Here is a 14,144-nt window from a genome sequence, read left to right on the forward strand (position 1 = left end):
CGGACGGCTGCTGACCGGCCTGGACGCGGCGGACGGGTGCCGGCCGAGTTGAGCATGATGGGTCTGGTGCCGGCCGGTCAGGGAAGGACGCGGCCGACCACGCGGGCGTACATGCGGCCGGGGCTCGCGACCGACGGTGGGGTGAGGAAGCCGGGGAGCATGGGAAGGTCGACCGCGAAGGGCTGCAGACGCTCGTAGAGGGTGTTCGCGTCGGGGGGCCGGTTCTCGGGTTTCTTCTCCAGCAGCTCGGTGATCAGCCGGTTCAGCTCCTCGGGCATGCCCGGTATCTCCGGCGGCGTCTCGTTCACCTGCTTCTCGAACACGGCGTACTCCGTGGGCCCGGCGAACAGCTGCCGCCCGGTCAGCGGCCACCTTGCGGTCGAGATGCTTGTCCTGGCCGCCGTAGACGGCGCCCATGCCGCCCTGGCCGAGGGGCAGGTCGTCAAGCACATACCGGTCGCCGATGACCATTCGCCCCTCCTGACGATCTATCGGGGAAAATACACCCTTAACCGTTGGGCCGCAGATGGCCGCCGACAAGACCGTCAAAGCCTAGCCGGATGAGCGTCTCTCCCAGCGCTGTCGTCTCGCGCAGCCGGTCCTCCAGGGCGAGCAGCTCGCGGAAGGCCCTGCCGTACACCTGCTGCTCGGAGAGGGAGAGCCTCGGGATCCGCACCCGGCGGGCGTCGACCCGGCTCGCGCCCGAATACGCCCGCGCCGCGCCGGACGTGCCGGCGTAGCGCAGGTATCCGGCCAGGAAGTCGGGATCCATGCGCTCGCGGTCGACCCGGTAGAGGTGGAGCTGGGGTCCGAGCACGGCGCCGCCCTCGGCGACGGTGCGGGCGGCGGTCTCGGCGGTGGTGTTGGTGGCGACGACGTCCCCGGCCGCAAGCACGACGTGGCCCTGGTCGTGCGAGGTGCGGCCGGAGGGCCCGCCTCCGGTGGCGAGGTCGGCGGCGGTCAGCACCGGCAGGTCACCGGTTCCCGCCGGCATCCTCGGCGGCCCCTGCTGAATCGTGACCAGCCCGGCCCTGACCAGCTCGCCGACGGTCGTGCTCGGCAGGTCGCGCGCCTCGGCGAGCGGCGCGATGCCGGGCAGCGCCCCCGGCAGCGCGGCCACCACGGCGCGGAAGCGGTCCTCCACCGCGACGAACCCGAGGGCCGGATCCTCCTCGCGCCGGTGCGGGCGGTGCCGCGCCGGGCTGAGGTCGACCTCGTCGTCGAGCAGGTCGATGATGCGGACGGCCTGGGCGGTGCCGGGCGGCTCGGACTCGGGGTCGGCCTTGAACGCGCGCCAGGCGGCCTCGACGGTCGAAAGGCTGTCGGTCGCGTCCATCATCAGCACCAGGGACGGCGGCCGCTCGCCGGCTTCAGGGCGGCGCAGGAGCCACAGGTCGGGGCCGCCGGCCGAAAGCGTGACCACCGCGCGCAGCGCGCCGGCCCGCAGCAGGTTGCCCCGGATCCGTTTGCCGGGGCGGCGGCTCGCCGCGGCGGCGGGCATGAGGATGGCGACCAGGCCGCCGGGACGGGCATGGGCCAGGCAGTGCTGCACCCAGGCGAGCTCCGACTCCCCGCGCGGCGGCAGGCCGTACTCCCAGCGGGGGTCTCCGGTCAGCTCCTCGTAGCCCCACGCCCGCTCGTTGAACGGCGGGTCGCAGACCACGATGTCGGCGCGCAGGTCGGGGAAGCCGTCGAGCCGGAGCGAGTCGCCGGCGACGACCTTCGCGCGCGCGTCGCGCAGCAGCAGTCGTACGGCCGTGAGCAGCGCCGCGGTCTCGCCGCTCTCCTGTCCGAGCACGCCGGCCCCTGCGAAGGGCAGCAGGAGGCCGCCGCCGACGCCGCACGCGGGGTCGAAGACGGTGCCGGTGTCGCCGGTCGTGCCGGCTTCGAGGCGGGCCAGCCGCGCCACCTGCTCGGCGATGCCGGCCCGCGTGACGGAGAGCTGCCGGGAATGGGCCTCGACGTAACGCTCAAGGAGCAGCTCGAAGGCGGCGAGCGGCCCGTTCTCCGCGGCCAGGTCGGCGACCAGCCGGTAGAGCCGGGCGTCGATCAGCCCCCAGTCGACCGGCACGGGCAGGTCGGCCGTCGCGGTGGCGGCGGCCTGGTGGAGCCGCTTGGCCGGCTCGGGACTCCGGGCGACCGCCTTCCAGCCGTCGGGCTCGCGTCGCAGGTAGAGCAGGAAGGCTCCCGCGCACCCGACCAGGTCGCCGAGCCGCAGGTCGTCACCGGCGGCGCGTAACCGCTGCCAGACGCGGTCGCCCAGCGACATCTCGTAGGATTTGCCATTGCGGCGCAGCCAGTCCTCGACCTCGGGGAGGGAGAACAGCGGGCTCGCGGCCGTGCCGCCCACAGGCTGGGGAAAGTCGTCGTAGCGGCGTCGCCAGTTGCTCACCGCCGCGCGCCCGACGTCGGCGAGCCGGGCGATGTCGCCTGCGTTCAACATGGCGTCGTGTCCCATTCGCGTCGCATCTCCCTGCTCGGGGTTCACCTCGGCTCCCCACGGCCAGATTAGTCCACCATGCCGCTGCAATCCACCAATTATATGGTTGTGAAGTGTTTCAACCAATGATTTACTGAGGCCATGTCGAACAACGCGTCGTTCACGTTGCGTTACGCGGCTCGCACCGACGTCGGCCTGCGCCGCCAGCAGAACGAAGACTCGGTGTACGCCGGTCCCCGTCTTCTCGCCGTAGCCGACGGGATGGGCGGGCACAGCCACGGCGAGGTGGCCAGCGCGACCGTCATCGCCACGATGTCCGCTCTGGACAGCGACCCCCCCAGCGCCGACCTGCTCGGATCGATGGAGACCACGATCACCGAGGCCGACCGGCGGCTGAAGGACATGGCGGGGCGCGATCCCAAGCTCACCGGCATGGGCACGACCCTCACCGCCATGCTCTGGGACGGTGCGCGCTTCGCGCTCGCGCACATCGGCGACTCCCGTGCTTACATGCTCCGCGACGGCTACCTCTACCAGATCACGCGCGACCACACCCTGGTCCAGTCGCTCGTGGACGACGGGCAGATGACGCCCGAGCAGGCCGCCGCGCATCCCCGCCGCTCCCTGCTGATGCGGGCGCTCGGCGGGAGCGGGTCCGTCGAGCCCGACCTCTCGATGCGTGAGGCGCGCCCGGGCGACCGCTACCTGATCTGCTCCGACGGGCTGAGCGGCGTGGTCGGCCCGCAGGCGCTGCACGAGACGCTGACCACGGTGACCGATCTGGGCGAGGCCGCCCAGCGGCTCATCGATCTCGCCAAGGAGGGCGGCGGCCCCGACAACATCACCTGCGTCGTGGCCGAGGTGCTGACCGGCACCTGAGCTCCAGCGCCTGTAAGACCCGTTCAAACCTCCGCAATCCGGGTAGCAAGCAGTGCCGTGCCCCAAGCTGCAGTGATTGTGAACCCGACCAAGGTGTCCGAGATGGACCGCCACCGCGCCGAGGTGACGGCCGAGCTGGCGCGTCACGGGTGGGACGAGCCGCTGTGGATCGAGACGACGGCCGAGGACCCCGGCGTGGGCATGGCCAAGCAGGCCGTGGCCGAGGGGGCCGAGCTGGTTTTCGCCTCCGGCGGCGACGGCACCGTGCGCGCGTGCGTCGAGGGCCTGATGGGCACCGGTGTGCCGCTGGCCATCCTGTCCGTCGGCACCGGCAACCTGCTGGCCCGCAACCTCAAGCTCCCCGGCACGCTGGCGGACGCCATCCGCACCGGGGTGGAGGGCGAGACGCGGGCGATCGACGTCGGCGCCATCGACGGCCGTCCGTTCGTCGTCATGGCGGGCATCGGCCTGGACGCCTCCATGGCGCACAGCACGAGCGACGGCGCCAAGGCCAAGATCGGCTGGCTCGCCTACGTGGGCGGGCTGGCCAAGCACCTTCGTGACCGGCCGTTCCAGGTCACGCTCTGCCTGGACGGGCGTACGACGCTGCGCAGGCGGGCGATGATGGTGCTGATCGGCAACGTCGGCCAGCTCCAGGGCGGCCTGCGCCTGCTGCCCGACGCCCAGCCCGACGACGGGCACCTGGACATCCTCATCCTGGCCCCGCGCACCCCGATGGACTGGCTGCGCGTGGCCGGCCATGTTCTCACGCGGTCCCAGCGCTACGACCGGCGCGCGGAGCGGTACACCGCCGCCCGGATGCAGATCGACGTCGACCCCGCCGTCCTGCACGAGTGCGACGGCGACCCCATCGGCTACGGCACCAGCATGTCGATCGAGACGAGCCCCAAGGCGCTGCTGCTGCGGACGCCCCGCGAAACGGAGGGCTGACCCATGGGCACGGCCACCACGGTGCCGCAGACGAGGTCGATGAGCGGCGAGGAGCTCAGCGCAGACGACGCCTGGGTGACGCTGCGCCGGTACGGCGGATGGCACCTCGTCCGCGACTCGTTCATCCGGTTCAGGTACGGCGACGGCTTCAGCCACTCGCGGGCGCTGGCCTTCCAGATCTGCCTGGCGATCATCCCCGGCGCCATCGCCGCCGTCGGGCTCAGCTCAGTGCTCCACCAGGAGGAGCTCGGGCAGGTCATGCAGCTGATCATTCGCCAGTTCGCCTCTGGCTCCGGTGAGGAGGTCATCAAGGACGCCCTCGCGGTGGGCCAGCGGCACGCCGGCGACGGCGGTGCCATCGCCCTGTGGTTCGGCCTCGGAACGGCCGTGGTCGGGCTGACCACCGCCATGGCCCAGATCGAGCGCGGCGCCAACCGAATCTACGGCGTGGAGCGCGACAGCCCGTTCCGTCGCAAGTACACCAAGGCCGTGCTGATGGCCCTCACGGCAGGCTCGCTGATGACCCTGGGCTTCGTGATCATGGTGGGCGGCAAGGCCATCGGCCTGGCGATCGCGCAGGTGTACGACTGGGGCGACACGGCGACCATGGCGTGGACGGTGCTGCGGTGGCCGGTCGGCTTCCTGCTCGCCGTGCTTTCGGCCTCGGTGCTGTTCCGTGCCGCGCCCCGGCGCAAGCAGCCTGGGCACACCTGGCTCGCGGCCGGGGCGATCGTCGCCCTGACGCTTTGGATCCTGTTCACCTGGGCACTGGCGTTCTATATCGAAAAGAGCGGGTCGTTCGGCGCGACGTACGGACCGCTGACCGCCGTGATGGCGCTGATGCTGTGGTCGCTGCTCAGCTCCATAGCGCTGTTCCTCGGTCTGTCCTTCGCGGCGCAACTGGAGGCGTGCCGCGGGGGGACGGGCGGCCCGATCAAGGCCGACCCCGGCCCCGCGGGCAGCCGTACGAAAGACGCGGAACTTACGAAGCCTGATCCGGGGGGATGCGGGCAGTGATGAGCACGTTCCGGGCCGCTCGGGGGAGCGGAACCGGTATGGGAAGGGAACGGCGTACGTGAACGCAACACAGGAGGCCGGGCCGGGCACGCGCGGATCGTGGTTCGGCGGGGGCAAGAACGGATGGTTCGGGGACCGGTTCGACCCGGACAGGCGGCTGGGCCTGCGGCTCACGCTGGCGTCGGGCGCGGTCATCCTCGTCCTGATCCCGTTCACGCTCCTGCTGGTTCTCGTGGAGACCTCGTTCGGGCCGCTCAACCGGCTCGACGAGGGCGCGGCGAACACGCTGCACACCTACGCGGTGGCGCATCCCGCCTGGGTGAGCTTCCTGCGGCTCTGGACCGACGTCTTCGGCCCGGGTACCTGGCGGGTGCTGATCGGGCTGGCGGCGGCCTGGCTGGTCTACCGGCGTGCCCCCCGGCTCGCGGCCTGGGCGGTCACGACGATCACGGTCGGCGGGCTGCTCGGGCTCGGGCTCAAGGTACTCGTCGCCCGCGCCCGTCCCCACCTGCCGAACCCCGTCGACCTGGCGCCCGGCTCGTCGTTCCCCTCCGGGCACGCGGTCAACGTGACGCTCGGCGTCGGCGTGCTGATCCTCCTGCTCCTGCCCGTCCTGAGCCACCGTCAGAGGGTGGTGGCGTGGATCGTCGGCGCGGTGATCGTCGTCGGCGTGGCCTACACGCGGGTCGCGCTCGGCGTGCACTGGGTCAGCGACGTCGTGGCGGGCGTGGTGTTCGGCATCGCGGTCGTCGCGGCGACGACGGCCGCGTTCGAGACCTGGCGTCGTGAAATGGGACGCCGCCCCTCCGAGCCGCACCGAGAGGGTGTCGAGCCGGAGGCCAAGAAGGATATCTCCCCGAAGGGAAGTGCACATGGTCACGGACACTAGGGTGACGGCGAGCGGCACGCGGGGGTCGGAGACCGTCGCATGGGTGCTGCGCCTCATCCTGCTTCCCCTCGTCTTACTGGCCGCGGTCACGCTCGGGGTCGGCTGGCTGATCACCAGGCCGCTCCACGCCGAGGTCGCGGGCGAGGTGGCGGTGAACCAGGGGCTCGCGGAGGACCGCACCCCCCTGTTCAACACGCTCACACACTTCGGCTCAATGCTGTCGGACACGCCGGTGATCATCGTCCTGACCGCCATCGCGGCGATCGCGTTCCGGCTGGTCTTCAAGCGGTGGCGTGAGTCGATCTTCATCATCCTGTCGGTCTGGACGCAGTCGGCGGTCTTCCTGCTGGCCACGGTCTTCATCCAGCGCCCCAGGCCGACGGTCCACCACCTCGACCCCGCGCCGCCCACCTCCAGCTTCCCCTCGGGGCACACCAGCGCCGCGGTCGGCTTCTACTGTGGGATGGCGCTGGTCCTCGCCCTGCACACCCATCGCCACACCGTCCTCAAGGTGCTGTGGTGGGTGCTCGGCATCGCGGCCCCGCTGATCGTCGGCATCTCCCGGCTGTACAGGGGCATGCACCACCTGACCGACGTGAGCTGGGGCCTCGTGCTCGGCTTCGTCTGCGTCGCAGTGGTCGGGCACGCCATCCTCGGCACACCGCTCATCCCGGGCAGGGGTTCCGGCCGGGAGGCGGCGCGAAACCCCCGCGCGGCCGCCGCGTAGTCGACGCCGCCCGCCCCGCGCGTGCCCTGCCTGATCAAGGGGAGCACGCGCGGGGTCGTAGCCTGGGACCATGGGGGAACCCGACAGGGGCCGGCTGCGGGTCTATCTTGGCGCGGCGCCCGGTGTGGGGAAGACCTTCGCGATGCTCGCGGAGGCGCACCGCCGGGCCGGACGGGGTACGGACGTCGTCGTCGGCCTGGTGGAGACCCATGGCCGCGCTCACACCGCCGAGCTGCTCGAAGGGCTCGAAACCGTGCCCCGGCGGACGCTGGCGTACCGGGGGGCGGTCTTCACCGAGCTCGACCCCGACGCGGTGATCAGGCGGCGGCCGAAGGTCGCGCTCGTCGACGAGATCGCGCACACCAACGTGCCGGGCTCGCGCAACGTCAAGCGATGGCAGGACGTGGAGGACATCCTCGGCGCGGGCATCGACGTCATCACCACGGTCAACATCCAGCACCTGGAGTCGGTGAACGACGTGGTCCAGGCGATCACGGGGGTGCCCCAGCGCGAGACCATCCCGGACGAGGTCGTGCGGCGGGCCGACCAGGTGGAGCTGGTCGACATGGCCCCTGAGGCGCTGCGCCGCCGCATGGCCCACGGCAACGTCTACGGCCCCGAGAAGATCGACGCGGCGCTCGCGAACTACTTCCGCGTGGGCAACCTGACCGCCCTGCGGGAGCTGGCCCTGCTGTGGGTCGCCGACAAGGTCGAGGACCAGCTCGACCGCTACCGCGCGGACCACGGCATCGCGGGCACCTGGGAGACCAGGGAACGCGTGGTGGTGGCGCTCACCGGAGGCCCTGAGGGCGAGACGCTCATCCGCAGGGCCGCCAGGATCGCCGACAGGAACCGCGCCGCCGACCTGATGGGCGTGCATGTGACCAGGTCCGACGGGCTGACCGGAGCCGATCCCGCGCACCTGGCCCGGCAGCGCGCCCTGGTCGAGAGCCTCGGGGGCAGCTACCACCAGGTCGTCGGCGCCGACATCGCCCGCGCGCTGCTCGACTTCGCCAGAGGCGTGAACGCCACCCAGCTCGTCCTCGGGGCCTCACGGCGTGGGCGGTTCGCCCAGATCCTCTCCCGGGGGGTCGGCGTGACCACGACGGCGCTGTCCGGGTCGATCGACGTCCACATGATCAGCCACGAGGTGGCCGGCCAGGGCCGGAGCAGGCCGTCGCGCCGGGCGGCGCTCACGTGGCGGCGGCGCGGTGCCGGGTGGGCGCTCACACTGGCCGGGCTGCCCGCCCTGACGGCGATCCTGTACGGGCTGCGCCCCCACGTGACGCTGCCGACCGAGATCCTGCTGTTCCTGCTCATGGTCGTCTCGGTGGCCCTGGCCGGCGGCATGTGGCCGGCCGTCACGGCGGCGGTGCTGGGATTCGGGCTGCTCAACTTCTTCTTCACCCCGCCGGTCCACACGCTGACCGTCGCCCGGGCCGAGAACCTCCTGGCCCTCACCGTCTACGTCCTGGTGGCGGTGATGGTCAGCGCCGTGGTCGACCTCGCCGCCCGCCGTACGCGGGAGGCGGCGCGGGCCGGCGCCGACGCCGAGGTGCTGTCCACCCTGGCCGGGCACGTCCTGCGCGGCGACGCGGCACTTCCCTCGCTGCTCGCCCGGATGCGGGAGACCTTCGGGCTGACGGCCGTCACGCTGCTGGAGCGGCGGCCCGAGATCGAGCCGGTCCCCGGCGACCGGTCCGATCCGCGTGCCTGGCGCGTCGCCGCGACGGCGGGAGCCGGCCCAAGCGGGTGCCCCGCCGAGGGGGACACCGACGTGGTGATCGACGACGACCTGGTCATGGCGCTGTGCGGGCGGCTGCTCGACGCGGCCGACAGAAGGGTGGTCGAGGCGTTCGCGGCGGAGGCGGCCGTCGCGCTGCGCCAGGAGCGCCTGGCCGAGGAGGCCGAGCGGGCGGGCCCCCTGGAGGAGGCCGACAAGATGCGTACGGCCCTGCTCGCCGCCGTCAGCCACGACCTGCGCACCCCGCTCGCCTCGGCCAAGGCCGCGGTCGAAAGCCTCCGCGGCGACATGCGGTGGAGCCGGGAGGACTACCGGGAGCTCCTTGCCACCGCCGACGAGTCGCTGGAGAAGCTCGACCGCCTGGTGGCGAACCTGCTGGACATGAGCCGCCTGCAGGCGGGGGTCCTCGGCGTGGCCTCGGGTCCGCTCGGAGTGGAGGACGTCATGCCCCGCGCGCTCGGCGACCTCGGCCACCTCCGCGAGCGGGTCCTCGACGAGATCTCCGACGAGCTCCCCGAGGTCGTCGCCGACCCGGCGCTGCTGGAGCGCGTGCTGGTGAACCTCATCTCCAACGCGGTCAGATACAGCCCGCCGGGGGAGAAGGTGCTGGTCACGGCCAGCTCGTACGGCGAGAACGTCGAAATCCGGATCATCGACAGAGGGCCCGGCATCCCCGTCTCCCAGCACGACCAGGTCTTCCTGCCGTTCCAGCGTCTCGGCGACCGCGACAACCACACCGGGGTCGGCCTCGGCCTGGCGCTCGCCCGGGGCCTCACCGAGGCCATGGGCGGCAGCCTCGTGCCGGAGGAGACCCCCGGAGGCGGCCTGACCATGATCCTCACCCTCCCCATCTCCTCCCGAGCGGGCGCCCTATGACCAAGATCCTCGTCGTCGACGACGAACCCCAGCTGCTGCGGGCGTTGCGCATCAACCTCGTCGCGCGCCACTACGACGTCGAGGTGGCCCGCGACGGGAGCACCGCGCTCCGGCACGCCGCCGGGTGGCATCCCGACCTGGTCGTGCTCGACCTCGGGCTGCCGGACATCGACGGCGTGGAGGTCATCCACGGCCTGCGAGGCTGGACCAGCATCCCGATCATCGTCCTGTCGGGCCGGGCGGGGAGCGCCGACAAGGTGGGCGCGCTCGACGCCGGGGCCGACGACTACGTCACCAAGCCCTTCGGCATCGACGAGCTGCTGGCCAGGATCCGGGCCGCGACCAGGCGCGCGGCCACGCACGACGAGGAGCTGGCCGAGATCCGGGTCGGCGACCACGTGGTCGATCTGGTCGGCATGACGGTCTCCGGCGCGGTACGGCTCACGCCGACCGAGTGGCACCTGCTGTCGATCATGCTCCGCAACCCCGGCAAGCTGATCAGCCAGCGCCGCCTGCTCACCGAGGTCTGGGGCGGCGGCTACGTCAAGGAGACCCACTACCTGCGGCAGTACATGGTGCAGCTGCGCCGCAAGCTCGAAAGCGACCCCGCCCACCCGCGCCACCTGCTGACCGAACCCGGCATGGGCTACCGCTTCCAGCCGTAGCGTCCCACGTCAGCTCGCCAGCACGAGGAGGTTGTCGCGTTCGACGGCCTCCAGCGAGAGGGTCTTGTAGCCGACGTCCTCGAAGAGCACCGTGACCCGGTCGGGCTCCCTGCTCATGACGACCCCGGGCCCCCACGCGCTGTGCCGTACCTTGGCGTGCATCGGGAACGGCCCGTCGCCCACCTGCTCGGCCGGGGCGGCGCCGGTCGTCGCGCCCGAGCGGCAGGTGTCGCAGTTCCCGCAGGTCCGCTCGTACGGCTCGCCGAAGTACTCCAGTAGTGCCCTCCGCCGGCAGCCGGTCGTCTCGGCGTAGCCGCGCATCATCTCGATCCGCGACTCGTCGACCTTGCGGCGGGTGTCGTCCAGCCCGGCGGCCTCGGCGGCGGCGTGGTCCGGCGAGGGCCCGCCGGCGATCGAGCGCAGGTCGCCGGTCTCGGTGACCGTGACGGCTCCGACCCGCTCCAGCAGGTTCACCACGCCGGTCAGCTTGGACGGGCCCACCTCCAGCAGGTCCCTCAGCTCGGGCGCGGGGACGGTGCCGCCGTGCTCGTGGACGAGCGTCGCCACGCGCAGCAGCAGTTCCTCGTCGACGCGCCCACCGGCGAAGAACCGGCGGATGCCGAGGTCCTCCGGCCGGTAGAACAGGACGGCCGAGGCGGGCTCCTGGTCGCGTCCCGCGCGGCCGATCTCCTGGTAGTAGGAGTCCAGCGACTCCGGCGGGTCCGAGTGCAGGACGTAGCGGACGTCCGGCTTGTCGATGCCCATGCCGAAGGCCGAGGTGGCGACCACCACGTCCAGCCCGTCGTCGCGGAACAGCTCGTGGACGCGGTGGCGGTCGGCGGCCTTCATCCCGGCGTGGTAGGCCTCCGCCCGGCGCCCCTCCTCGCGCAGCGCGGCGGCGTACTCGTCGGCGGCGCGGCGCGTGGCCACGTACACCAGGCCGAGGCCGGGACGGGAGGCGGCGTCCTCGATCAGCGCGCGGCGCTTGGACTCCTTGTCGACGAACCGGCGGACCTCAAGGTCGATGTTCGGCCGGTCGAACCCCCGGACGATCTGCCGCGCGTCCGGCAGCCCGAGGGAGGCGAGGATGTCGTCGCGTACCAGGGGCGCGGCGGTGGCGGTCAGGGCCACCACGGGAGGGTGACCGAGCCGTTCGATCGCCTGGCCGAGCCGCAGGTAGTCGGGCCGGAAGTCGTGGCCCCACGCCGACACGCAGTGGGCCTCGTCGATGGCGATCAGCGACGGCCGCGCCGCCCGCAGCCGGTCGATCACCTCGGGCTTGGCGAGCTGCTCGGGGGACAGGAAGATGAACTCGGCGGTGCCCGCGCGAAGCTGGTCGAACGACGCGTCGCTGGTGCCGTCGGACTGCGCGGAATTGACCGCGACGGCGCCTCCGGCGTTCGCCTCGGCGAGCCCGGCCACCTGGTCGCGCTGCAGGGCGATCAGCGGCGACACCACGACCGTCGGGCCGTCGAGTAGCAGCGCGGGGATCTGGTAGACGGCCGACTTGCCGCTGCCGGTCGGCATGACGACGAGCACGTCCTGCCCGGCCAGCAGGTGCTCCATCGCCTCCTGCTGCCCCGGCCGCAGATCCTGCCACCCGAATGCGTCCCTGGCCACCGTGCGCAGCCGCCGGCCCTTGCGCCCGAACCGGTCGCCGAACCTTTTAGCCAGACCCATGAGGCTCGTTCCCTCTCATTCCTCGCCGCTCTCCCGCCATCGGAGCCGATCGGCGGCCGTTGTCCGCGGCCGGGGGTCCAGTGCCCCCGATCTGGGGGACTACGCGCCCGGGAGGATCTCGGTGGGCTAACGGCCTTCGGCGCCGCTCACGAGGAACGGGGTGAGGAGCCCGGGAATCCCCTGGTCCGCGAGGCGCAGCGCCTCGGCCAGGTCGACGTCCCAGACGCCGTACCCCTGGCGGCCCGCCGCCGTGGTGGCTGTGAGGGTGGCAAGGCCGGCCCGCCGCTGGAAGAACGACCTCCTGAGGTTCCAGCCGATGATCCCCTCGTGCTTCAGCGCCACGTGCCGCCGTACGATCGAGCCCCACCGCGTGACGAGATGGCCCTCGGCGACCGTGTGGCCGAGGCTCTTGTAGCGGTCGGCCGCGATGGGCAGGGCCACCACCGTCAGCGCGAGCGCGGCCTGCCAGGCCCAGGCGGGCAGCCCCGCCCAGTACCACAGGGCCAGGAGCGCCGCGGTGACGCCTCCGCAGAAGGCGAGAGCGCGGGTGAAGCGGCGGCGCAGTGCGGCGGGGCCGTGCGGGGTGAGCTCGGCCGTGAGGGGGCCCGCGGTGCCGAGCACGCGGGCGGCCACGGCCTGGGCCTCCGCGCGCGGCGCGGGCGGCAGCAGCATCGAGCCGCCGCGCTGGGCACCACGCCCGACCCGCAGGCCGGTGGCCACGGCGATGACGCGCGCCCCGCTCGCCGCGCGCAGGAGCAGCGGCTCGCTCAGCTCGACGCCGCGAAGGCGGCGCTCCTCCAGCGTGGTGGCTCGCGTGGTGATGAGACCTCGCGTCACGTGCAGCGTGCCACCCGCCGTACGGGTGAGCCGGAACCGCCAGAACGCGAGCACGTACCCGAGCGTGGAGGCGATGGCGACGAACACCGCCAGCACCGCCACCGAGCCGGCGATCTGCAGCCAGAGCGCCCCCCGGCCGAACCAGTCGGCCACCTGCCGTACCGGGCCTATCGACAGCAGGTCGACGTTGCCCTCGCCCGCGATGCGCGAGACGAACCCCGCCAGCACGCCGACGGTGACGAGCCCCGACAGGGTGAAGGGGCCGAAACGGATCCACGCCGGACGCAGCGCGGCCAGCTCGGTCTCGGAGGCCGGGAACGACTCGCGGGCGTCCGTTCCGGAGGGAACGGCTCGACCGGTGGCGGGCGCGGTGGACGCACCCGAGGTGATGGTGCCCGAGGCGGCGGGACGGCGGTGCAGCAGCTCGTCGCGCAGCCGTTCGACCTCGGTGGCGTGGAGCGCGTCGAGCTTGAGCGCGCCGCCGTCCTTCCTGTCGGATCGGCCGGTGCCGATCTCGACCCTGGCCAGCCCGAGGACGCGGTGAAGCACGTTGGAGGTGACGTCGACGGTCCTGATCCGGTCGCGCGGCGCGGTCAGCACCTTCCTGCGGAGCAGGCCTTTCCTCACCTGGACGTACTGCGGCGTGACGCGGTAGGTCGTGGTGAACCAGCGCAGCGTGCCGAGGACGAGCATGACGCCGAGGGCGGCCAGGCTCCACAGGTGGCCGCCATCGTCCTGGGTGGAACCGGCCACCAGCAGGCCGATCAGGGCGGGCGCGCTCCGCACCAGCTCCTGGAAGGGATGGATCACCAGCATGCGCCTGCTGAGCCGCCGCCACTTGGCCGGATCGCCCGCGCCGGGCGTGACCGGATCCGTGCCGGCGTCGTCCCCGGGGCCCGTGCCGGGCGTCGTACCCGCGTCGACCCCCGGGCCCGTCCCGGTCACGTCGCGTCTCCGGTCGTCGCCTGGGTGTTGGCGGTCAGCTCGTCCACGAGGCGCTGTGCCGTGGCGCGGTCGAGGCCGTTGACGCGCAGCGGACCCGCGGCCGACGCGGTGGTGACCGTGACGTTGGCCAGCCCGAAGAGCTGCTCCAGCGGCCCCCGCTCGCTGTCCACGGTCTGGATGCGTGAGATCGGCGCGATGCGCCACTCCTGCTGGAGCCATCCCGACTGGGTGTAGACGGCGTCGGCCGTGGTCTCCCAGCGGTGGACCCGGTAGCGCCACCACGGCATCACGGTCACGTGGGCCAGGCCGGCGACGACGGTGACGGCCAGGACGGTGAGATGGACGGCGCGGTTCCCGTCGTCGGCGACCGCCCACAGGACCTGGACGGCGATCAGTACGAGCCACCCCAGGGCGGCTCGTACTCCCCAGAACCAGATCGCGGTGGGGCTGACACGATGCCGCGGCGGCCGGAGGGAGAGGTCAGCGTTTTCCAC

The 14,144-nt window shown here is 72.4% G+C and carries 12 protein-coding genes; 7 read left to right on the forward strand and 5 right to left on the reverse strand.

Going from position 1 to position 14,144, the window contains the following annotated elements; all coding sequences use genetic code 11:
* Positions 1 to 77: 77 nt before the first annotated feature.
* Together AB0O34_RS07895 and AB0O34_RS07900 are read right to left on the reverse strand one after the other, a co-directional pair.
* Positions 78 to 323, reverse strand: coding sequence for a hypothetical protein (locus AB0O34_RS07895; protein WP_363913854.1), 246 nt, complete (start codon positions 321 to 323; stop codon positions 78 to 80).
* Between the two features lie 185 nt (positions 324 to 508).
* Positions 509 to 2,443 carry an N-6 DNA methylase gene (locus AB0O34_RS07900; protein WP_363913856.1) on the reverse strand — a complete coding sequence of 645 codons (1,935 nt, stop codon included), beginning with the start codon at positions 2,441 to 2,443 and terminating at the stop codon, positions 509 to 511.
* Between the two features lie 138 nt (positions 2,444 to 2,581).
* Here AB0O34_RS07900 and AB0O34_RS07905 point away from each other — a divergent pair, with 138 nt between their 5' ends.
* From AB0O34_RS07905 to AB0O34_RS07935, 7 genes are all read left to right on the forward strand, one after another.
* A complete protein-coding gene (locus AB0O34_RS07905) occupies positions 2,582 to 3,319 on the forward strand; it encodes a PP2C family serine/threonine-protein phosphatase (protein ID WP_363913858.1) in 738 nt (245 codons plus the stop codon).
* A gap of 78 nt (positions 3,320 to 3,397) precedes the next feature.
* Positions 3,398 to 4,270 carry a diacylglycerol kinase family protein gene (locus tag AB0O34_RS07910; RefSeq protein WP_363913860.1) on the forward strand — a complete coding sequence of 291 codons (873 nt, stop codon included), beginning with the start codon at positions 3,398 to 3,400 and terminating at the stop codon, positions 4,268 to 4,270.
* A gap of 3 nt (positions 4,271 to 4,273) precedes the next feature.
* Positions 4,274 to 5,287, forward strand: a complete 1,014-nt coding sequence (locus AB0O34_RS07915) for a YihY/virulence factor BrkB family protein (protein WP_363913862.1) — start codon at positions 4,274 to 4,276, stop codon at positions 5,285 to 5,287.
* 58 nt (positions 5,288 to 5,345) lie between these two features.
* Positions 5,346 to 6,176 (forward strand): phosphatase PAP2 family protein, encoded by an 831-nt coding sequence (locus tag AB0O34_RS07920; RefSeq protein WP_363913864.1) that lies wholly within the window; start codon positions 5,346 to 5,348, stop codon positions 6,174 to 6,176.
* Complete coding sequence (locus AB0O34_RS07925) at positions 6,160 to 6,903, forward strand: phosphatase PAP2 family protein (RefSeq protein ID WP_363913866.1); 744 nt, start codon at positions 6,160 to 6,162, stop codon at positions 6,901 to 6,903. Before AB0O34_RS07920 ends, AB0O34_RS07925 begins: the two co-directional genes overlap by 17 nt.
* 70 nt (positions 6,904 to 6,973) lie before the next feature.
* Entirely contained in the window at positions 6,974 to 9,523 is a 2,550-nt protein-coding gene (locus tag AB0O34_RS07930) for a sensor histidine kinase KdpD (RefSeq protein ID WP_363913868.1), read from the forward strand.
* Complete coding sequence (locus AB0O34_RS07935; protein WP_363913870.1) at positions 9,520 to 10,188, forward strand: response regulator; 669 nt, start codon at positions 9,520 to 9,522, stop codon at positions 10,186 to 10,188. The genes AB0O34_RS07930 and AB0O34_RS07935 overlap by 4 nt, the downstream gene beginning before the upstream one ends.
* A 9-nt stretch (positions 10,189 to 10,197) precedes the next feature.
* Here the strand turns inward: AB0O34_RS07935 and AB0O34_RS07940 are convergent, their stop codons facing one another.
* From AB0O34_RS07940 to AB0O34_RS07950, 3 genes are all read right to left on the reverse strand, one after another.
* Positions 10,198 to 11,868, reverse strand: a complete 1,671-nt coding sequence (locus AB0O34_RS07940; RefSeq protein WP_363913872.1) for an ATP-dependent DNA helicase RecQ — start codon at positions 11,866 to 11,868, stop codon at positions 10,198 to 10,200.
* 126 nt (positions 11,869 to 11,994) lie between these two features.
* Positions 11,995 to 13,650 carry a PH domain-containing protein gene (locus AB0O34_RS07945; protein ID WP_363913874.1) on the reverse strand — a complete coding sequence of 552 codons (1,656 nt, stop codon included), beginning with the start codon at positions 13,648 to 13,650 and terminating at the stop codon, positions 11,995 to 11,997.
* Positions 13,647 to 14,144, reverse strand: a complete 498-nt coding sequence (locus AB0O34_RS07950; protein ID WP_363913876.1) for a PH domain-containing protein — start codon at positions 14,142 to 14,144, stop codon at positions 13,647 to 13,649. The genes AB0O34_RS07945 and AB0O34_RS07950 overlap by 4 nt, the downstream gene beginning before the upstream one ends.

Source organism: Sphaerisporangium sp. NPDC088356 (assembly GCF_040685555.1).
In the GTDB taxonomy this organism is placed as follows: domain Bacteria; phylum Actinomycetota; class Actinomycetes; order Streptosporangiales; family Streptosporangiaceae; genus Sphaerisporangium.